This is a genomic window from Vibrio sp. 10N.261.54.A5 (assembly GCF_041471145.1).
Taxonomy (GTDB): domain Bacteria; phylum Pseudomonadota; class Gammaproteobacteria; order Enterobacterales; family Vibrionaceae; genus Vibrio; species Vibrio crassostreae_C.
Genome location: NZ_JBFRNU010000012.1, coordinates 13,906 through 34,586, shown reverse-complemented (window position 1 = coordinate 34,586; position 20,681 = coordinate 13,906). Strand labels below are relative to the sequence as shown.

General features: G+C 46.0%; 16 protein-coding genes. 2 read left to right on the top strand and 14 right to left on the bottom strand.

Going from position 1 to position 20,681, the window contains the following annotated elements; translation table 11 throughout:
• Positions 1-5 precede the first annotated feature (5 nt).
• Positions 6-500: a nicotinamide-nucleotide amidase gene (gene pncC / locus AB4329_RS03550; RefSeq protein ID WP_029235458.1), complete on the bottom strand. Its 495-nt coding sequence runs from the start codon at positions 498-500 to the stop codon at positions 6-8.
• Positions 501-624: 124 nt separating this feature from the next.
• On the opposite strand from pncC, the gene mutS reads away from it, so the two are divergent.
• Entirely contained in the window at positions 625-3,186 is a 2,562-nt protein-coding gene (mutS, locus tag AB4329_RS03545; RefSeq protein ID WP_372137665.1) for a DNA mismatch repair protein MutS, read from the top strand.
• Positions 3,187-3,326: 140 nt separating this feature from the next.
• Here mutS and rpoS read toward each other — a convergent pair whose 3' ends face one another.
• From rpoS to rlmD, 13 genes are all read right to left on the bottom strand, one after another.
• The gene (gene rpoS / locus AB4329_RS03540; RefSeq protein WP_372137664.1) at positions 3,327-4,307 is read right to left on the bottom strand and encodes an RNA polymerase sigma factor RpoS; all 981 of its coding nucleotides are present in this window, start codon (positions 4,305-4,307) and stop codon (positions 3,327-3,329) included.
• A gap of 98 nt (positions 4,308-4,405) precedes the next feature.
• Positions 4,406-5,320: a murein hydrolase activator NlpD gene (gene nlpD / locus AB4329_RS03535; RefSeq protein ID WP_372137663.1), complete on the bottom strand. Its 915-nt coding sequence runs from the start codon at positions 5,318-5,320 to the stop codon at positions 4,406-4,408.
• Positions 5,321-5,354: 34 nt separating this feature from the next.
• Positions 5,355-5,981 (bottom strand): protein-L-isoaspartate(D-aspartate) O-methyltransferase, encoded by a 627-nt coding sequence (locus tag AB4329_RS03530; protein WP_017059029.1) that lies wholly within the window; start codon positions 5,979-5,981, stop codon positions 5,355-5,357.
• Positions 5,982-6,725, bottom strand: coding sequence for a 5'/3'-nucleotidase SurE (gene surE / locus AB4329_RS03525; protein WP_017059030.1), 744 nt, complete (start codon positions 6,723-6,725; stop codon positions 5,982-5,984).
• A gap of 81 nt (positions 6,726-6,806) precedes the next feature.
• Complete coding sequence (gene truD / locus AB4329_RS03520) at positions 6,807-7,853, bottom strand: tRNA pseudouridine(13) synthase TruD (RefSeq protein WP_017059031.1); 1,047 nt, start codon at positions 7,851-7,853, stop codon at positions 6,807-6,809.
• Between the two features lie 22 nt (positions 7,854-7,875).
• Positions 7,876-8,355 carry a 2-C-methyl-D-erythritol 2,4-cyclodiphosphate synthase gene (gene ispF, locus AB4329_RS03515; protein ID WP_004739053.1) on the bottom strand — a complete coding sequence of 160 codons (480 nt, stop codon included), beginning with the start codon at positions 8,353-8,355 and terminating at the stop codon, positions 7,876-7,878.
• 2 nt (positions 8,356-8,357) lie between these two features.
• Complete coding sequence (ispD, locus tag AB4329_RS03510) at positions 8,358-9,059, bottom strand: 2-C-methyl-D-erythritol 4-phosphate cytidylyltransferase (RefSeq protein ID WP_017059032.1); 702 nt, start codon at positions 9,057-9,059, stop codon at positions 8,358-8,360.
• The gene (gene ftsB / locus AB4329_RS03505; protein WP_010435786.1) at positions 9,059-9,340 is read right to left on the bottom strand and encodes a cell division protein FtsB; all 282 of its coding nucleotides are present in this window, start codon (positions 9,338-9,340) and stop codon (positions 9,059-9,061) included. Before ftsB ends, ispD begins: the two co-directional genes overlap by 1 nt.
• A gap of 401 nt (positions 9,341-9,741) precedes the next feature.
• Entirely contained in the window at positions 9,742-11,040 is a 1,299-nt protein-coding gene (eno, locus tag AB4329_RS03500) for a phosphopyruvate hydratase (RefSeq protein ID WP_017059033.1), read from the bottom strand.
• Positions 11,041-11,121: 81 nt separating this feature from the next.
• Positions 11,122-12,762 carry a CTP synthase gene (locus AB4329_RS03495; RefSeq protein WP_017063214.1) on the bottom strand — a complete coding sequence of 547 codons (1,641 nt, stop codon included), beginning with the start codon at positions 12,760-12,762 and terminating at the stop codon, positions 11,122-11,124.
• 150 nt (positions 12,763-12,912) lie between these two features.
• Entirely contained in the window at positions 12,913-13,710 is a 798-nt protein-coding gene (mazG, locus tag AB4329_RS03490) for a nucleoside triphosphate pyrophosphohydrolase (protein WP_137001308.1), read from the bottom strand.
• A 208-nt stretch (positions 13,711-13,918) separates the two neighbouring features.
• The gene (gene relA / locus AB4329_RS03485; protein WP_017059036.1) at positions 13,919-16,141 is read right to left on the bottom strand and encodes a GTP diphosphokinase; all 2,223 of its coding nucleotides are present in this window, start codon (positions 16,139-16,141) and stop codon (positions 13,919-13,921) included.
• Positions 16,142-16,275: 134 nt separating this feature from the next.
• The gene (gene rlmD, locus AB4329_RS03480; RefSeq protein WP_372137662.1) at positions 16,276-17,595 is read right to left on the bottom strand and encodes a 23S rRNA (uracil(1939)-C(5))-methyltransferase RlmD; all 1,320 of its coding nucleotides are present in this window, start codon (positions 17,593-17,595) and stop codon (positions 16,276-16,278) included.
• A 165-nt stretch (positions 17,596-17,760) separates the two neighbouring features.
• Between rlmD and barA the strand changes: the two genes are divergently transcribed.
• Positions 17,761-20,574: a two-component sensor histidine kinase BarA gene (barA, locus tag AB4329_RS03475; protein WP_017059038.1), complete on the top strand. Its 2,814-nt coding sequence runs from the start codon at positions 17,761-17,763 to the stop codon at positions 20,572-20,574.
• The last annotated feature ends 107 nt before the right edge of the window (positions 20,575-20,681 follow it).

Here is a 20,681-nt window from a genome sequence, read left to right as displayed (position 1 = left end):
AAATGTTACTTACCTTCCATTGATAGGTAATCATAAATAACTTGCAGGGCATGGTGCGTGGCTTGTTGGCGTACTTGTGATCTGTCGCCTGTAAATACATGCGTTTCTACTTTATCCCAGCCATTTAGCGCTTTCCACGCGAAGCATACTGTACCAACAGGCTTATCTTCGGTCGCGCCACCTGGGCCAGCGATGCCACTGATTGATACAGAGATCGTCCCGTTTGAATGTTGCAATGCCCCGCTCGCCATTTCTATTACGACAGGCTCACTCACGGCGCCGAACTCCATTAAGGTTTTAAGCTGTACACCGATCATCTCTTGTTTGGCTTCATTGCTGTACGTAACAAAAGCGCGATCAAACCATCCAGAGCTGCCCGCAATATCGGTGACTGCACTCGCGACACCTCCGCCAGTGCAAGATTCAGCCGTCACTAACACGTGTTTGTGTTTAGCGAGTAAATGTCCAAGCTGCTCACTAAGGTCTTGAGTCATCTGCATCATCTGCTTCCCTTTATTTACTGTCATATCATTTGGATTCGCATCTTTTCGCATCAGCCGCTTTTCGCACGAAACGCTTTCACGTATCCTAAGCCGCAATAGAAATAAACGAAAGAAGTTAACTGTGAAAGCCGATCAAAAACATACTCCCATGATGCAGCAGTATCTAAAACTGAAAGCAGAAAACCCAGAAATTCTGCTGTTCTACCGCATGGGCGATTTCTACGAGCTTTTCTACGATGACGCTAAAAAAGCCTCTCAACTCCTCGATATTTCACTGACTAAGCGTGGCTCATCAAATGGTGAACCGATTCCGATGGCAGGTGTTCCATACCATGCGGTTGAAGGATACCTTGCAAAGTTAGTGCAACTTGGTGAGTCCGTAGCAATTTGTGAACAGATTGGTAATCCAGCTCTTTCAAAAGGCCCTGTTGAGCGCGCAGTAGTGCGTATCGTGACACCGGGTACCGTAACCGACGAAGCCTTGCTTTCTGAACGCGTTGATAACCTAATTGCAGCCATTTATCACCACAACGGTAAATTCGGTTATGCGACACTTGATATTACCTCTGGCCGATTCCAACTTTGCGAGCCAGAAACCGAAGAAGCAATGGCCGCAGAACTGCAGAGAACCTCACCACGTGAGCTACTGTTCCCTGAAGATTTCGAGCCAGTCAATCTAATGGCAAGCCGTAATGGCAACCGCCGCCGCCCTGTATGGGAATTTGAATTAGACACCGCTAAGCAGCAATTGAATAAGCAGTTTGGTACTCGCGATCTGGTTGGCTTTGGCGTAGAAAGCGCGAAACTGGGTCTATGTGCGGCTGGTTGTTTGATCCAATACGTGAAAGATACCCAACGTACTGCCCTCCCTCATATCCGTTCACTCACGATGGATAAACAAGATCACTCGGTGATCCTTGATGCTGCAACTCGTCGTAATTTGGAGATCACGCAAAATCTTGGGGGTGGTACTGATAACACCCTTGCCGAAGTACTTGATCACACTGCGACAGCAATGGGTAGCCGTATGCTTAAGCGTTGGTTACATCAACCAATGCGCAATATATCTGCACTCGATCAGCGCTTAGATGCAATTGGTGAAATGAAAGATTTGGCTCTATTCACAGAACTACAGCCAACCTTAAAACAGATTGGTGATATCGAACGTATTCTCGCTCGATTAGCACTTCGCTCTGCTCGCCCTCGCGATATGGCGCGTCTTCGCCAAGCAATGGAATATTTGCCAGAGCTTGCTGAAACACTGACGCAACTGAAGCACCCATACCTAACTCAACTTGCTCAATATGCTTCTCCTGTGGATGAGGTTTCTGAGCTGCTTGAACGTGCAATCAAAGAGAACCCACCGGTGGTTATCCGTGACGGTGGTGTGATTGCAGAAGGCTACAATGCCGAGTTAGACGAATGGCGCGACCTTGCAGCAGGCGCAACTGAATTTCTTGATAAGCTTGAGCAAGAAGAGCGTGAACGTCATGGCATCGACACGCTAAAAGTTGGCTACAACAACGTACATGGTTTCTTCATTCAAGTAAGCCGTGGGCAAAGCCATCTTGTGCCGCCACACTATGTTCGTCGTCAAACGCTGAAAAATGCTGAGCGTTACATCATTCCTGAGCTAAAAGAGCACGAAGACAAAGTACTTAACTCTAAGTCGAAAGCACTCGCTATCGAGAAACAGCTGTGGGAAGAGTTGTTTGACTTACTACTGCCGTATCTAGAGCGCCTACAAAATATCGCCTCTTCAGTATCTCAGCTTGATGTTCTACAGAACTTGGCTGAGCGTGCAGATACCCTTGATTACTGTCGTCCAACCATGACAGAGTCTGCTGGCGTACAAATTCAGGCCGGTCGTCACCCTGTTGTTGAACAAGTGATGGACGAACCTTTCATTGCTAACCCTATCGACCTGAATGATCAACGTAAGATGCTGATCATCACGGGTCCCAACATGGGTGGTAAATCGACCTACATGCGCCAAACGGCACTCATCGCATTGATGGCTCATATCGGTTGTTATGTTCCTGCAGAAAGCGCAACCATCGGCTCTATCGACCGTATCTTTACGCGTATTGGCGCATCCGATGATTTGGCTTCTGGCCGTTCAACCTTCATGGTTGAGATGACAGAAACCGCAAATATCCTGCACAATGCAACACCAAACAGCCTTGTGCTAATGGATGAAATCGGTCGTGGTACCAGTACTTACGATGGCCTGTCTCTGGCTTGGGCAAGTGCAGAGTGGCTAGCCAATCAAATCAATGCGATGACACTGTTTGCAACGCACTACTTTGAGCTAACTGAACTACCTAACCAACTTCCAACTTTAGCAAACGTACACTTAGATGCGGTTGAACATGGTGATAGCATTGCCTTTATGCACGCAGTTCAAGAAGGTGCTGCAAGTAAATCTTATGGTCTAGCGGTTGCAGGTTTAGCTGGCGTACCGAAAGCAGTGATCAAGAATGCTCGTGCGAAGCTGACTCAGTTAGAAGCGTTAAGTATGGAGTCGCCAACATCGAAGCCAAGCGGTGTCGATATCGCAAACCAACTGAGCCTGCTCCCAGAACCGAGTGAAGTAGAGCAAGCGCTAGCGAATGTTGATCCTGATGATCTAACTCCTCGCCAAGCATTAGAAGAACTTTACCGCTTGAAGAAGCTGCTTTAGTTTCTTACCAAGTAGCTTGTTATGGCCGTACTGCTATTTTGATTAGACGGCATGAAATACCAAAGCCACAAACAAAAAAACGCTGACTTAAAGTCAGCGTTTTTATTTGTCTTCTATTTAGAGAAGCATCATCCGTTCAATTAGTCGTTTTCTACGTTGAACAGGTTTTCCATATTCAGACCTTGCTTGATAAGAATCTCACGTAGACGGCGAAGACCTTCAACTTGGATTTGACGAACTCGCTCACGAGTCAGGCTGATTTCACGACCAACTTCTTCTAGCGTTGACGGTTCATAACCCAGTAGTCCAAATCGACGTGCAAGTACCTCTTTCTGCTTAGGATTCAGTTCATCAAGCCAGAAGATCAGTGAGTTCTTGATATCGCTATCTTGAGTTGAAACCTCAGGATCTGAATTGTTGATGTCTGGAATAATATCCAACAGTGCTTTCTCACCGTCACCACCAATTGGCGTATCTACAGAACTCACTCTTTCGTTTAGACGAAGCATCTTGTTCACATCACCAACCGGCTTATCTAGCTTAGAAGCGATCTCTTCAGCTGTTGGTTCGTGGTCAAGCTTTTGTGATAGTTCTCTTGCAGTACGTAGGTAGATGTTCAGCTCTTTCACAACATGGATTGGCAAACGGATAGTGCGAGTCTGATTCATCAACGCACGTTCAATGGTTTGACGAATCCACCATGTTGCGTAAGTTGAAAAGCGGAAGCCTCGCTCTGGGTCAAATTTCTCTACGGCGCGAATCAAACCTAGGTTGCCTTCTTCGATTAGATCGAGAAGTGCCAAACCACGGTTGCTATAACGACGAGAAATTTTTACCACCAAACGCAGGTTACTTTCGATCATGCGTTTACGTGCTGCTTCATCACCGCGTAGAGCTCGACGTGCGTAAAGCACTTCTTCTTCTGCGGTTAGTAGTGGTGAGAAACCGATTTCGCCTAGATACAGTTGAGTGGCATCTAAGCTTTTAGACGTAACTTCAACTTCTTCTTTCGCTTCGGTTTTCTTAGTGACTGTTCGTTTTGCTTTTCCAAGAGCTTCCGGTTCCGTGGTTGCTTGGTCAAGATCGAACTCTTCTTTGGTTACTGCATTGCTTATACTCATAACGCCTCCCCCTGGCGAAATTAGCATGACATTACAACTTCATATGTCGCTAAATGACTATGTCACTCAATACAATACGTTAATCGTTCATATTGTATTTAAGGCAAATATCGTTTTGGATTAACTGATTTACCTTGGTAACGAATCTCAAAGTGCAGCCTAACACTGCTGGCTCCAGAGCTTCCCATTGTTGCAATCTTCTGCCCTGGTTTCACACTTTGCCCTTCAGATACTAATAGTCGGTCGTTATGCGCGTATGCACTTAAGTAATTATCATTGTGCTTCACAATCACTAGATTGCCGTAGCCTCGCAGTGCATTACCCGAATAAACAACCGTTCCCCCTGCAGTAGATACTATTGGCTGACCTCGCTGTCCTGCTATGTCTATGCCTTTATTTCCTTGTTCGCCTACAGAGAAATTCTTGATTACTCTCCCTTTAGTTGGCCATAACCATTTGGATACTTTATCACTTGTTGGTTTGGTGGACGGTGTAACATTCTGTTTACCTTTAGAACCAACATACTCCTTTGATTTGGATTGTTCAACCTTCTTTGGTGGATCTTTTTTCGCCACTTTGGTGGTAGTTTGAGCTGGAGCTGGTTTAGAGTTTTTGCTCGATTGCGATGTGGATTTAGGTTTATTTGCCGCAGATGACGTTGTCGATGCCGCGACAGGCGCAGCAACAGCTGCTACCGCTACCGTTGACTTACCATACGCTGGCGCATTGTAACTAGGACGCCACAACTTAAGCTTCTGCCCTGGGTGAATAGTATAAGGCGCAGACAATTTGTTGTAGCTAACGAGGTCATTGACGTCTTTATTGGTCACATAAGCGATGAAATAAAGCGTATCGCCTTTTTTCACTTCATAGTAACTACCGCGATAACTACCACGATCAATCGATGAGTAATTCTTGTTAAGGCTTGAAACCGGCGCAGGCGAATTCGCTGCACACCCAACAAGGGCACAGCTAAGCAGTAAAGTACTTCCTTTTAACAACTTCGAACGCATCGACTCTCTATCCACCTACACCATTAGTCTTTTATTAAGCTAGCTCACCAGGAACAAGAGGTACAAATCTCACCATCTCGATAACACTCGATAAAAACTCATCGCCGTGTCGAACGATCTTCAATAGTTGCTGTTCGTCATCACCGACTGGAATCAGTAAACGACCGCCATCTTTCAGCTGTTGCAGAAGCGCTTGAGGAATCGACTCTGCAGCGGCGGTGACAATAATCGCATCAAAAGGGGCTTTTGAAGACCAACCTTGCCAACCATCACCGTGCTTAGTTGAGATATTGTAGAAATCGAGTTGCTTCAACCTACGCTTGGCATCCCATTGTAGCGACTTTATTCTTTCAACCGAATACACATGATCAACAAGTTGAGCCAATACCGCAGTTTGGTAACCAGAACCCGTTCCGATCTCCAAGACACGGCTATCTTGTTGTAATTCAAGTAGCTCTGTCATTTTAGCAACAATGTATGGCTGTGAGATTGTCTGACCCTGACCGATAGGCAGCGCATTATTATCATAGGCTTGGTGATACATCGCCTGTGATAAAAAGCTCTCTCTCGGCAGTTGGTAAATCGCATCAAGAACCTTTTGATCCTGAATACCATTTTCAATCAGGAAAGTAATTAAACGCTCAGCTTGCGGATTACTCACTTACTTCTCCCCTAACCATGTTGCCATCGCACCCAACGACTCATGCGCCGTCAGATCAACCTGCAACGGTGTTACCGACACAAAGCCATGCTCAATCGCGTAAAAATCGGTACCTTCACCGGCATCTTGCTCTTTACCCGGAGGGCCAAGCCAATAGATATCGTGACCACGCGGGTCTTTTTGCTTGATCATATCTTCAGCGTGATGACGAGCACCTAAGCGCGTCACCTGAGTACCAGACAATTGTTCTAAGGCTAAATCAGGAACGTTTACGTTCAACAAGCGGTTGGTCGGGATTGGGTTTGCTAAATGTTGTTCGACAATACGACGAGCAATCGCTGCCGCTGTCTTAAAATGTTTTTTTCCCACCAGAGAAAACGCTACCGATTGAACGCCTAGAAAATGCCCTTCCATTGCTGCAGCCACCGTGCCGGAATAAAGCACGTCATCACCCAGGTTAGCACCGTGATTAATGCCCGTTAATACCAGATCAGGCATGTCATTCTTTAGCAGTTCGTTTAACGCAAAATGCACACAGTCGGTCGGTGTTCCTTGTACCGAATAGGTATTTTCAGTAATCTCTTGAACACGCAGAGGCTGTTCTAAAGTTAATGAATTTGACGCACCCGAGCGATTACGGTCAGGGGCAACAATGATAACGTCAGCAAGATCACGTAGCTCATTTGCCAGCTCATGAATACCTTGAGCGTGCACACCATCATCATTGCTGAGTAAAATCTTCATCTTGTATCCTTTCTTTTGTTCCCATGCTAAGCCAAGTCACTTAAATTCCAATATCAAGTGACTCAGCTCCAAGCAGAATCGTTATTGCTCGTAGGTTCTCTCTACGTGTACTTCTTCAACCAATTCGCGAACGATCGCTGTTGCGAAACAACCCGCATCAAGAGAGAACTTAAGCGTGACATTATCTTCGTTCACTTCCCAAGTTAAGTCTGTTGGTTTCAGTGACGCTTCACGGCGATCATGACGCATACGGTTACCACGAATCAGAGCCATTAGATCCGGTTCAGCATCAAGGTGTTTCTGTTCTAGAGCTTGAGACTCATCAATCGTTGGTAAGGCATTATCGCCAGCCAAAGCAACAGTTATCAAAGCAGAACCGTTCGCAATGTCTTGGTTTACAGCTTCAATGTTGTCTGCTGTTACTGCCAGTTGAGCACCGTCTTTCACCACGATATCGCCAACCAATGCTGATGCAAACGCATCTTGCTCAATACGGTCTGAAAGGATCAGGTTGTAAATCCACGAACGAGCAGCAGAAAGGTACAAGCTGCGCTTATTCTGGTTACGAGTACGAACGTTATCGCGGCCCCAACGACGAGCTTCAGATAGGTTGTTACCTTCATTGCCAAAACGCTGAGCACCAAAGTAGTTTGGCACGCCCACTTGAGCGACTTTTTCCAAACGCTTGACCACATCATCGCAATCCGTTACTTCAGACAAGGTCAACTCAAATTGGTTGCCAACTAAATCGCCTGGACGTAACTTTTTGTTGTGTCGCGCTGTCGCTAAGATTTCAATGCTTGGGTATTGTGCTAAGAACCCTGAAAAGTCAGGCTCACCTTTCGGTAGGTGAACGCTCAACCACTGTTCTGTCACAGCGTGGCGGTCTTTCAAACCCGCCCAGCTCACGTCTTTCGACTTAACACCGCAAGCTTTAGCCAGCTCGTTTGCTACGAAGCTCGTGTTTTCACCAGTTTTACGAATACGAACCATTAGGTGCTCGCCTTCACCAGCAAACTCAAAACCCAAGTCTTCATTAACGACAAAGTGTTCGGCTTTTGCTTTTAGTTTTGCTTTCGCAGTTGGTTTACCGTTTAGATAAGCCAATGAAGATAAAATATCTGACATGCTGTTCTTTTCGTGTTGGTGCTTACGCACTTTTAGTAATTAGGACCACCGCTTCACATGCGATGCCCTCTTTGCGACCTGTAAAACCTAAACGCTCAGTGGTCGTCGCTTTTACATTCACATTGCTAATGCTGGTTTCTAGGTCTTGAGCAATAGCTTGGCACATAGAGTCTATATGAGGCGCCATCTTTGGAGCTTGCGCCATGATAGTAATATCGGCATTACCAATCACGTAACCTTGTTCTTTTACTCGACGGTAAACATCTTTCAGTAGCTCACGGCTATCCGCACCTTTCCATTCGTCATCGGTATCAGGGAAATGACGACCAATATCACCCGCAGCAATCGCACCCAATAGAGCGTCACACAACGCATGAAGGGCAACATCACCGTCTGAGTGTGCAATAAGACCTTGCTCGTAAGGGATGCTTACACCACCAATAATTACCGGGCCTTCACCACCAAACTTATGTACATCAAAGCCATGGCCAATACGAATCATCATTATTCCTTATTCTGACTTAAATAGAACTCAGCAAGCGCTAAATCTTCAGGCTGAGTAATCTTAAAATTATCTGAACGCCCCGCCACTAAAGCGGGCGATAAACCTTTCCATTCAAAGGCTGAGGCTTCGTCAGTAATTGAAGCGCCTTGTTGCAACGCCTCACTTAATGCCTTCCACAGAGGCTTTGCTCTGAACATTTGCGGCGTAAGTGCATGCCATAAATCGGCACGCTCAACGGTATGCTCGATCTGCCCTTGGGCACCGCGCTTCATCGTGTCACGAACTGGAGCCGCTAAAATAGCGCCCACATCATGGCTCATCGCGCCGGAAATTAGCTTGTCGATATCACTTAGCTGAACACACGGCCTTGCCGCATCGTGAACCATTACCCAATCACTAAGCTGCTGCTCAGCGATATAGTTTAGCGCAGAGAGTACAGAGTCCGCTCGCTCGCTTCCGCCTGACACTCTGATCACTTGCGGGTTCAGGTTGAGTGCTAGATCAGGGTAGTATGGGTCATCATCGCTGATCGCAACGACAATTTGAGCGACTTGTGGGTGAGACAGTAATTTCTCAATGGTGTGCTCTAAAATTGTTTTGTCGTGAATCTTGAGATATTGCTTAGGGCGGTCTGCCTTCATTCGGCTACCGACGCCCGCCGCAGGTACAACGGCAATCACGCTTTGAAGTTGAGTCGACATTAATGGGATTCCTCACCAATGATGCGATAAAACGTTTCACCTTCTTTGACCATTCCAAGTTCATGACGTGCGCGTTCTTCTATCGCGTCTAAGCCTTGGCGTAGATCGTCAATTTCAGCAAACATTTCTGCATTTCGAATATGCAGCTTTTCATTTACTTGCTGTTGAACTTGGATTTCGTTGTTCACACCGTAGTAATCAGAGATACCATTTTTACCGAGCCACAGTGTGTGTTGTAGCCAGCCAAACACTATGAGCAGTACTAAAGCAAAAATTCGCATAACACCTTTCGCCGGTTGAAAAAGAAGGAACTAGAATAAGGCACATATATACCATAATGAGCTTATTGGTGCGAGATATGTGGTGTCAGGGAATCAATAAGTCGGGGAGTCATTGTCAGGAAAACAATGAGATTCCCTACTCCTTCCTTCGTCAGTCTAGGGAATGACGAACTTTATATGTGACAAGGAGGAGCTTTAGAGCCTAGAGCTTCTTTCATTCAGTTTTCTACAGACAAAAAAATGCCCCGCATAAGCGAGGCATTCAAAAGTATTAGTGCATAATTCTAACTAGTTGGTGCTGTAGCAAGGCAACAAAGAAGATTCAGCTATGGAGCATAGTTTCCTATGTGACTTAGTGAATCTTCTGCAGTTAACGCAGCTACAGTGCCAAATAGGACGAATTATTGACCTTTAACTTCTTTAAGACCGTTGTAAGGAGCTTTAGAACCTAGAGCTTCTTCGATACGGATAAGTTGGTTGTACTTAGCAACACGGTCAGAACGGCTCATAGAACCAGTTTTGATTTGACCTGCAGCTGTACCTACCGCTAGATCAGCGATAGTTGCATCTTCAGTTTCGCCAGAACGGTGAGAGATTACTGCAGTGTAGCCAGCGTCTTTAGCCATCTTGATAGCAGCTAGAGTCTCTGTTAGAGAACCGATTTGGTTGAACTTGATAAGGATAGAGTTAGCTACGCCTTTCTCGATACCTTCAGCAAGAATCTTAGTGTTTGTAACGAACAGATCGTCACCAACGATTTGAAGCTTGTCGCCTAGAAGTTCAGTTTGGTGCTTGAAGCCATCCCAATCTGACTCGTCAAGACCGTCTTCGATAGAAACGATTGGGAAGTTGTTCGCTAGCTCAGCTAGGTAGTGGTTGAACTCTTCAGAAGTGAAAGTTTTACCTTCGCCCTTCATGTTGTAGATGCCAGCTTCTTTGTCGAAGAACTCAGATGCTGCACAGTCCATAGCAAGAGTAACGTCTTTACCTAGTTCGTAACCAGCAGCTGCAACAGCTTCTGCGATAACTTCTAGAGCTTCAGCGTTAGACTTAAGGTTAGGAGCGAAACCACCTTCATCACCAACTGCAGTGCTGTAGCCTTTAGACTTAAGAACTTTAGCTAGGTTGTGGAATACTTCAGCGCCGATACGTAGACCTTCTTTAAGAGTTTTAGCGCCAACTGGTTGGATCATGAACTCTTGGATGTCAACGTTGTTATCTGCGTGCTCACCACCGTTGATGATGTTCATCATTGGTAGAGGCATAGAGAACTGACCAGCAGTACCGTTTAGCTCAGCGATGTGCTCGTATAGAGGCATGCCTTTCGCAGCAGCAGCAGCTTTTGCGTTAGCTAGAGATACAGCTAGGATAGCGTTCGCGCCGAACTTAGACTTGTTATCAGTACCGTCTAGGTCAAGCATGATTTGGTCAACGTCAGCTTGTGCTTTAGCGTCAGTACCAACTAGAGCTTCAGCGATTGGGCCGTTTACAGCTTCAATAGCTTTAAGAACACCTTTACCTAGGAAACGTGATTTGTCGCCGTCACGTAGCTCAAGAGCTTCGCGAGAACCAGTAGATGCGCCAGATGGAGCAGCAGCCATACCTACGAAACCGCCTTCTAGGTGTACTTCAGCTTCTACAGTTGGGTTACCACGTGAATCGATGATTTCACGACCTAGAACTTTAACGATCTTAGACATTGAATGTTTCCTTCTCGTTGAATATATAAATGTCAAATTTAAAGGTAGCAGCACAACTTACGCAGCTACCTGTATTCCTTTTTACTTCTCTAACTCGCCGCGCTGGAACTCACCAGCCGCTTTAACGAAACCTGCAAACAATGGGTGACCATCGCGAGGTGTTGAAGTGAACTCTGGGTGGAATTGAGCAGCAACGAACCATGGGTGGTTCGGGTTCTCAATAACTTCAACCAGTTTCTTGTCCGCAGATAGACCCGATACTTTTAGGCCCGCTTTTTCGATTTGTGGACGAAGATTGTTGTTCACTTCGTAACGGTGACGGTGACGTTCATGGATCGTCGCGCTACCGTATAATTCGTAAGCTTTCGTCCCTTTCGCTAGGTGACAAAGCTGTGAACCAAGACGCATTGTGCCGCCAAGGTCAGATGTTTCTGTACGCTCTTCAACTTTACCTTCGCCATCAGTCCACTCAGTGATAAGACCAACAACTGGGTACTTAGTTTCAGTACAGAATTCAGAAGAGTGTGCCCCTTCCATTTTCGCAACGTTACGAGCGTACTCGATAAGCGCTACTTGCATACCTAGACAGATACCTAAGTACGGTACTTTGTTTTCACGAGCGTATTGAGCAGCAAGAATCTTACCTTCAACACCACGATCACCAAAACCACCAGGAACTAGGATTGCATCTAGGCCTTCTAAAACTTCTACGCCACGAGACTCAACGTCTTGTGAATCTACGTATTTAATATTAACGCTTAGGCGATTTTTCAAGCCCGCGTGTTTTAGCGCTTCATTTACTGATTTGTATGCGTCTGGTAGTTCAATGTACTTACCAACCATACCAATCGTCACTTCACCCGTTGGGTTAGCTTCTTCGTAAATTACTTGTTCCCATTCAGACAGGTCTGCTTCTGGAGCTGTGATGCCGAAACGCTTACATACAAGTTCATCAGTACCTTGAGCTTTAATAAGCTGAGGGATCTTGTAGATAGAGTCAACATCGCGCATAGAAATAACTGCATTTTCTTGCACATTACAGAACAGAGCAATTTTCTTACGCTCGTTCGAAGGAATGTTGCGGTCTGAACGACAAACTAGGATGTCTGGCTGAATACCAATAGACAGTAGCTCTTTTACAGAGTGTTGCGTTGGCTTAGTTTTCACTTCGCCCGCAGCTGCTAGGTATGGCACTAGAGTAAGGTGCATGAACATTGCGCGTTCACGGCCTAGTTCTACTGCTAGCTGACGAATCGCTTCCATGAATGGTAGAGATTCGATATCACCAACCGTACCACCAACTTCAACGATCGCGATATCGTGGCCAGCTGCGCCAGAAATTACACGCTCTTTGATAGAGTTAGTGATGTGTGGGATAACCTGAATAGTTGCACCTAGGTAATCACCGCGACGCTCTTTTGCTAGTACGTCTGAGTAAACACGACCTGCAGTGAAGTTGTTACGCTTAGTCATCTTGGTGCGAATGAATCGCTCATAGTGACCAAGGTCAAGGTCTGTTTCAGCGCCATCTTCCGTAACGAACACTTCACCGTGCTGAGTCGGGCTCATAGTGCCTGGATCAACGTTGATGTAAGGGTCAAGCTTCATCATGGTCACTTTAAGACCACGAGCTTCTAAAATAGCTGCAAGAGATGCTGCAGCAATACCTTTACCTAGAGAGGATACAACCCCGCCAGTAACAAAAATGTAATTTGTCGTCATGTTTAACCTGAAATTGGTTGAATGAGGGAAATGGACTACTTCTGGACGGGATGAAAATATACCAGAAGCCCCTTATCGCCACAACGTGAAATCTATCACACTGCTATTTTTTATTTTTTGCTTCAAATCAATTCATGATAAAAGCTTTGGTTATCTTTTCTCCGCCACTTTGACTTCATCCCACATGGAATCAAGCTGTTGTAGTGAAAAGTCAGTCAAATTTTTATCTTGCTGACGAACTTTTTGTTCCACCCCTTTAAAGCGACGCGAAAACTTGAGATTGGCTTTATTGAGTGCCGATTCTGGGTTTTTACCTAAATGTCGTACCAAATTGACCGTCGCAAACAGCAAGTCTCCCAACTCTTCTTCAACCAAATCTTCATTTGGCGTCACTTGAAGTGCCTCTTCCAGCACCTCATCGACTTCCTCTAAAACCTTATTAGCCACTGGGCCAATAGAGTCCCAATCAAAGCCATATTTCGCTACCTGTTTTTGAATCTTTGTAGCACGTGAAAGCGCAGGTAGAGAGTTTGGTATTGAGTCTAGAATACTTTCTTGAGTTTTGCCTGCCTGAGCTTTTTCTTTGGCTTTTTCAGCTTCCCAGTTGGCATTAATTTCTTCATCGCTCGCAAACTCGGTATCAGAAAACACATGCGGATGGCGGCGTGTTAGCTTTTCGTTAATGCCATCAACCACATCAGAGAACTCAAACAACCCCTGTTCTTTCGCTAACTGGCTATAGAAGATCACCTGAAACAACAAGTCACCCAACTCTTCTTGTAGGTTCGGCCAATCTTTGTTGTGAATCGCATCCACCACTTCGTACGTCTCTTCGATAGTATGCGGGACAATTGTTTCAAAATTTTGTTTTAAATCCCAAGGACAGCCACCTTCTGGATCGCGCAGCTTAGTCATAATTTGTTCTAGTTGTTCAATCGGGTGGCTCATGGTGCTTTCCTATTATTCTGTTTGATTGTTTTAATCTAATTCTTTTCTTAAAACTAAAAAAGGTGAGCAGCCAAAACCACTCACCTTTCTATTTTTCGTCATCTCCAAGAGTGAAGTATGAGCGAGTTGGGGATCTCAAACCGCTTGGCGAGATTCCCTATCACGTTCGTCCCTCACTGTAGGGAATGACATAAATGACACAAAAGGATCATCCAAGTCTCTTAACGCTCATTACATCTTTGATCTGCTCGACTCGACTTGTCACTCGGCTCAGAATCTCAATATTGGTCACTTCCAAATCGAAATCCATTACCGATAGCTGACGCTTGTAGTCGATGCGGCTCTTCATTGTCGTCACACTGATCTTCTCGTTCGAGAACAGTGAGGTGATGTCTTTCAACAAGCCATTACGTTCTAGCGCTTCAACACGCAGCGTTAGAATGTATGAGCCGACAAAGCCATTACCCCAAACGGTATCAATGATACGTTCTGGCGCATGCACGCTTAGCTCGCCTAGCTGTTCACAGTCAGCGCGGTGCACTGAGATACCACGACCTTGAGTGATGTAACCTTTAATCACATCACCTGGGATTGGCTGACAGCAACGCGCTAGGTGCGTCATTAGGTTATCAACGCCCTCAACCACTACCGCATCTTTCTTCGGACGACTCTGTTGTGCCGGCTTGTTTTCCGACTCAAGCAGTTTCTCTAGCGCTTTCTTGTCTTCTTCTTCCGCCGTTGGCTTATTCACTAGCGCATTGATGTGATTAACCACTTGGTTAATACGCAAGTCGCCACTACCAATACCTGCATAGAGTTCGTCTGGCGTATTCACGTTAAAGCGTTTTAGTGCGTATTGATCAGCATCTTTTAGGGTTGCGCCTACTTTCGCTAGCTCAACTTCCAGGATATCACGACCCGCTTCTAGGTTTTTCTCACGGCTTTGTGCGCGGAACCAAGCGTTGATTTTCGCTCGAGCTCGACCAGAATGAACAAAACCTGTGGTTGGATTTAACCAGTCACGAGATGGGTTCGGCTCTTTCTGCGTGATGATCTCAACTTGATCGCCCATCGATAGTTTATGAGTGAACGGTACGATACGCCCCGCTACTTTGGCACCGATACAGCGGTGTCCGACCATCGAGTGGATGTGGTAGGCGAAATCCAACGGGGTTGCGCCCATTGGTAAGTCGACCACGTCACCACGTGGAGTAAATGCGTATACACGGTCATCGAAGACTTGGCTACGTACCTCATCCAGCATCTCGCCAGAGTCCGACATCTCTTCTTGCCAGTCGATAAGTTTACGCAACCAAGTGATTTTCTCATCGTAGCCACTACGGCCGCTTGAAGCTCCTTCTTTGTACTTCCAGTGCGCCGCCACACCAAGCTCAGAGTCTTCGTGCATTTGCTTAGTACGGATCTGAATCTCAATGGTCTTGCCTTCAGGGCCAAGTACTACGGTATGAATCGACTGGTAACCATTTGGCTTAGGGTTCGCCACATAGTCATCAAATTCGCTCGGGAGGTGCTTGTATTTAGTGTGTACCACCCCAAGGCCGGCGTAACAGTCTTGCAGCTGGTCAGCGATAATACGTACTGCTCGTACGTCAAAAAGCTCATCGAAGGCTAAGCCTTTCTTCTGCATTTTGCGCCAGATACTGTAGATGTGTTTTGGTCGGCCACTCACTTCAGCATTGATGTTTGAACGCTGCATTTCTGCGGTTAAATCATCAACGAAATCTGTGATGTATTGTTCACGAACGATACGACGCTCAGACAGCTGTTTTGCAATCTGCTTGTAGGTATCTGGTTGTTGGTAGCGGAATGCGTAATCTTCGATTTCCCACTTAAGTTGGCCGATACCTAAACGGTTTGCCAGTGGGGCATAGATGTTAGAACACTCTTTTGCGGCCGCGCGACGCACAGCATCAGGCGCTTTTTTTACCTCGATAAGGTTACAGATTCGTTCAGCGAGTTTGATGACTACGCAGCGGAAATCATCGACCATAGCCAGTAGCATGCGTCGAACGTTATCAACTTGACCCGAGGCAGCACTGCCTTCAAGGGTCACGTTTAACTGGCCTAAGGCCGCCATTTCTTCAACGCCATCGATCAACTTTACGGTTTCTTTACCGTAGCTTTCTTCAAACGCTTCGCGCTCAAAAACGCCGCTTGAGACGACGGGGAAAAGTTGTGCAGCAATTAAAGTGGCACGGTCCATAGACAAGGTGACCAAGATTTCGATCATCTCACGGCCACGCCAAAGCAAGAGCGATGCTTGCTCGTGATCTTTTAAAAGTTCTTCACAGTGACGATAAACTTTAATCAGTTTATTCGAGGTTTTTGCGTCTTGATTCAATGACGCAATCCAACTTTCTAGCTCAAACTGTTCGCTTGGGTTTAAATGTGCGCTTCGTACCGCAACCATCATGCCTTCCTAGTTATTATGTTTTATACCCAATTCAATATGACTAACTGGTTCCAAGTTAGTTCGACCATATTGATATCAGCGCAGGCTTCCCTGCGCCTTTGTGATTCATTTGAAGCCTTGTTTAAGGGCCTCTAAGCCTTGATAAAGAGAGCCATCGATTCTAGATGACTGGTGTGTGGGAACATGTCCAACATACCCAGTTTGGCTAATTGATAGCCTTGTTTTTCTAAGCTCTCAGAATCTCTAGCTAGAGTAGCAGGATTACACGAAACATAAACCACACGCTTCGCTCCTAACGCTGAAATTTGATCAACGATCCCACTCGCTCCCGCACGTGCCGGGTCAAGCAATACTTTATCGAATTTCTCTTTTGCCCAAGGCTGTGAAGATAACTCTTCTTCAAGGTTAGCTTGGTAAAATTCCGTATTGCTTAACTGGTTTAACGCTGCATTAGATGCGGCTTGCTGAACCATTTCATCAACGCCTTCTACACCAACCACAAACGCCGATTGTTGCGCGATAGGCAGACTAAAGTTACCGAGACCACAAAACAGGTCTAGCACTCGCTCATCCGCTTGAGGTTCTAGCCACTCAATCGCTTGAGCCACCATCTGCTGATTCACTTTCTGGTTTACTTGGATAAAGTGGTTTGGCTCAAACGGTAACGTCACGCCAGTTTCGCTGTAGCTAGGCGCATCACCAACCAGACGGGCCAACTTATCGGTTTCAGGCATCGAGTACAGCGTAGCGCCTTCTTCTTTTGCTAACGCAATCAGCGCTTGCTCATCTTTTTCAACTAAAGGCTTAAGGTGACGTAGAACCATAACAGGGCCAGTATCGCCCAACACCAATTCAACGTGTCCTAAAGACGTAAGGCTGTTGAAAGTGTTCAGTAAATTTTTCAGTTTTGGCAGCAACACATTAAGGCGAGGATCAAGCACGGCACAGTCGGTGATGTTTTCAATCTGCTTACTCTGCTTCTTACGGAAACCGAATTGAAGCTGTTGTGTCTTCTTATCAACAAATAGGCTGATACGTGCGCGACGTCGATAACCGGTTTCATCACCGACAATAGGTTGTGCAACTTCAGTGTTCGCCGTTTGGTATTGGCTCATCAGGTGCGTCAGAGATTGCGATTTATGCTCAACCTGAGAAGAGTAACCTAGGTGTTGAAGGTGACAGCCACCACACTGATTAAAGTGCTTACAAAACGGCTTTAAACGCTGCTCGCTCGGCTTCAATAACTTGATGAGTTTAGCTCGCGAAAACTTACTTTTGCTCTCAGTAAGTTGAATAACCACCTGCTCACCGGGCAATGCGCCATCAATGAAAACCGGTTTATTCTTTTGATAAGCGATGCCAGCGCCATTGTGATCCATTCGTTCAACCAAAACCGATTGATGCTTGGTCTCGAGTTGAGTTTTCTTTTTTGGTTGGAAAAAACGTGCCATTGCTTGTGCCTAATGTATCTTTTAATAAGTAATTGGTATCCAGGACTCACTATTATGTCTTGGAATCATTGTCGAACGTCACGGCTTTGATTAAGCTTACCGTTCACTTAACCGCCATTGTGTGCGTTATTTTCCCATATCCAGACCTCGATGTAATTAAAGAACATGACCAGATATGGCTTAAGAGCCCGTGTAATTACCTTAACTCTAGCTCCAACCTTGATTATTGGGTTGCTATTGAGTGCATTTTTCTCATTTAACCGCTATCAAGACCTTGAAGGTCAAGTGGTTAACACTGGTACTAGCATCATTGAGCCACTTGCGATTACGAGTGAATCAGGCATGAAGCTCGAAAGTCGAGAGTCTGTTCGTCAGCTTATTAGCTATGCGCATCGAAAGAATTCTAAGCTAGTGCGCAGTATCGCGGTGTTTGATGAGCGTCATGAGTTGTTTGTAACCTCAAACTTCCACCCCGATTTTGAAAGCCTGACCTACCCCAAAGATAAACCGATCCCGCATTTAAGCTCATCGAACCTTCTCGATAATACGCTGATTCTGCGGACACCTATCATCGCCGAAGGCCAGTACATCAATTCAGCCAACGGTCAGTCTCAAGCTAATCAAGCGATCGGCTACATTGCGATTGAATTAGATCTTTCATCACTTCGATTGCAGCAATATCAAGAAGTGTTCTCTGCATTCTTAGTGTTGATTCTCGGGCTTGGTTTATCGGGCGTGTTTGCGTTCCGCTTAATGCACGATGTCACTCAACCGATCACACACATGAAAAACATGGTCGACCGAATTCGTCGAGGTCACCTAGATGTGCGTATCGAAGGTAAGATGCATGGTGAGCTAGACTCGCTGAAAAACGGTATCAATGCGATGGCGGTATCGCTATCAGAGTATCACGTCGAGATGCAGCACAGTATCGACCAGGCCACATCAGATTTGCGTGAAACTCTTGAACAGCTAGAGATTCAAAACGTTGAGTTAGACATCGCGAAGAAACGCGCTCAAGAAGCGGCTCGTGTTAAGTCTGAGTTCTTAGCGAATATGTCTCACGAATTGAGAACGCCGCTGAACGGTGTGATTGGCTTTACTCGTCAAATGCTCAAGACTCACCTATCGAACAGTCAAACCGATTACCTACAAACCATTGAACGCTCGGCAAACAACCTGCTTAGCATCATCAACGATATCTTGGACTTCTCGAAACTTGAAGCCGGTAAATTAGCCCTAGAGAACATCCCATTTGAATTCCAAGCCAGCCTTGAAGAGGTAGTAAACCTTCAAGCAACCAACGCTCATGAGAAAGGCCTAGAACTGACACTGAAGATCGACCCTAAAGTACCGCCAGGTGTGGTGGGCGATCCACTGCGTATTCAGCAGATCCTAACCAACCTTGTTGGTAACTCAATCAAGTTTACCGAACGCGGCAACATTGATATCAGCGTTGAGCTTCGCTCACAAAGTGAAGACAACATCGAGCTGCAATTCATGGTTCGCGATACGGGTATTGGTATTTCTGAGCGTCAACAAGCTCAGCTTTTCCAAGCTTTCAGCCAAGCCGATGCAAGTATCTCTCGTCGTTACGGCGGTACAGGCTTAGGTCTGGTTATCACCCAAAAACTGGTCAGCCAAATGGGCGGAGAGATCAGCCTAACCAGTCGTCTTCACCAAGGCTCTACCTTCTGGTTCACCTTGAGACTATCAACGACTGATATGCCGATGACAGAGCTGATTGAGACGCAGTGTCTGCAAGACAAACAACTGCTGCTTATCGAGCCAAACATGCAAGCGGCATCGATTACTCAGCAAATCCTAACCCAAGAAGGCTTAGTGGTAACGTATCGTTCGGTGATGCCAGATGAGACGACCTCGTATGACTACGTTCTGCTTAACCTAGCCGCCAACCAAGAGTATCAATTTGATACTGTGAGTGGTTGGGCGATCGGTGCGAAGAAGATTGCTCAAAACGTGATTATTGGTACACCAAGTACCGAGCTAGCGTTGGGTGAGCAACTAATGAAAGAGGTCGATGTTCAGTGCATCACCAAGCCTCTTTCTCGTAAGAAGTTGCTGCAAACTCTGGTATCGAATCAGGCACCTACCTTGATTGCACCAGCGATTGAAACGCATTCTGAAGAGAAGTTACCGCTTACTGTGATGGCAGTAGACGACAACCCAGCCAACCTTAAGTTGATTACCGCGCTGCTTAAAGAGCGTGTAGAAACCGTCATCAGTTGTACCAGTGGTCAGCAGGCGATAGACAAAGCGACAGAGACGCCATTTGATATCATCTTCATGGATATTCAAATGCCACAGATGGACGGTGTAACCGCTTGTCAGAACATCAAAAAACTGGCGAACAATGCGAATACACCTGTAATTGCCGTGACCGCACATGCAATGATTGGCGAACGAGATCGACTGCTTGAAGCGGGCATGGATGACTACCTAACCAAACCTATTGAAGAGCATGTTTTACAGCAGGTTCTGATTCATTGGAGCTCGACCTCTGAGGTTGAGCTCATCGAAAAAATAGATCCAGACCACCCAGCGGTCTCTGCTGAAGTCGACAACGGTCCGGTGTCAGAAACTGAAGCCAGCGTGCACACAAACATCATCATTGATTGGCAAGCTGCGATGAAACAAGCCGCCAATAAAGAAGACCTCGCACGCGATATGCTGCAAATGCTCGTCGACTTTATTCCAGAGGTGTATGAGGCAGCAGACAAAGCGATAGAAGACAGTGACTATCCAGTTGAAGAGCTGATACACATCATTCACAAGATGCATGGCAGCAGCTCGTACAGCGGCGTACCAAGGCTAAAATCGGTATGTGCGACAATAGAGAAAGAGCTGCGTTCAGGTACTTCTGTTGAAGACATTGAACCTGAGCTTTTCGAGCTTCAGGATGAATTAGATAAGGTTCAAGCAACCGCGATTCACTACTTGAAACAGGCGAAGGCCTAGCGGGTACTTGTTACTCACTAGTATTCTTTAGAGGGTTTACCCGCCAATAAAAAAGCAGAGCTCATGAGCTCTGCTTTTTTCTGTCTAGAGCCAAGAGCACTAGATAT

What these genes read in the sequence shown, in the direction of transcription:
- surE (WP_017059030.1), bottom strand. Translation starts at nt 6,725, where the DNA reads ATGAAGATTTTACTCAGCAATGATGATGGTGTGCACGCTCAAGGTATT.
- nlpD (WP_372137663.1), bottom strand. Translation starts at nt 5,320, where the DNA reads ATGCGTTCGAAGTTGTTAAAAGGAAGTACTTTACTGCTTAGCTGTGCC.
- mazG (WP_137001308.1), bottom strand. Translation starts at nt 13,710, where the DNA reads ATGAGCCACCCGATTGAACAACTAGAACAAATTATGACTAAGCTGCGC.
- ispD (WP_017059032.1), bottom strand. Translation starts at nt 9,059, where the DNA reads ATGTCGACTCAACTTCAAAGCGTGATTGCCGTTGTACCTGCGGCGGGC.
- eno (WP_017059033.1), bottom strand. Translation starts at nt 11,040, where the DNA reads ATGTCTAAGATCGTTAAAGTTCTAGGTCGTGAAATCATCGATTCACGT.
- ispF (WP_004739053.1), bottom strand. Translation starts at nt 8,355, where the DNA reads ATGATTCGTATTGGCCATGGCTTTGATGTACATAAGTTTGGTGGTGAA.
- AB4329_RS03495 (WP_017063214.1), bottom strand. Translation starts at nt 12,762, where the DNA reads ATGACGACAAATTACATTTTTGTTACTGGCGGGGTTGTATCCTCTCTA.
- barA (WP_017059038.1), top strand. Translation starts at nt 17,761, where the DNA reads ATGACCAGATATGGCTTAAGAGCCCGTGTAATTACCTTAACTCTAGCT.
- rpoS (WP_372137664.1), bottom strand. Translation starts at nt 4,307, where the DNA reads ATGAGTATAAGCAATGCAGTAACCAAAGAAGAGTTCGATCTTGACCAA.
- truD (WP_017059031.1), bottom strand. Translation starts at nt 7,853, where the DNA reads ATGTCAGATATTTTATCTTCATTGGCTTATCTAAACGGTAAACCAACT.
- rlmD (WP_372137662.1), bottom strand. Translation starts at nt 17,595, where the DNA reads ATGGCACGTTTTTTCCAACCAAAAAAGAAAACTCAACTCGAGACCAAG.
- ftsB (WP_010435786.1), bottom strand. Translation starts at nt 9,340, where the DNA reads ATGCGAATTTTTGCTTTAGTACTGCTCATAGTGTTTGGCTGGCTACAA.
- pncC (WP_029235458.1), bottom strand. Translation starts at nt 500, where the DNA reads ATGCAGATGACTCAAGACCTTAGTGAGCAGCTTGGACATTTACTCGCT.
- relA (WP_017059036.1), bottom strand. Translation starts at nt 16,141, where the DNA reads ATGGTTGCGGTACGAAGCGCACATTTAAACCCAAGCGAACAGTTTGAG.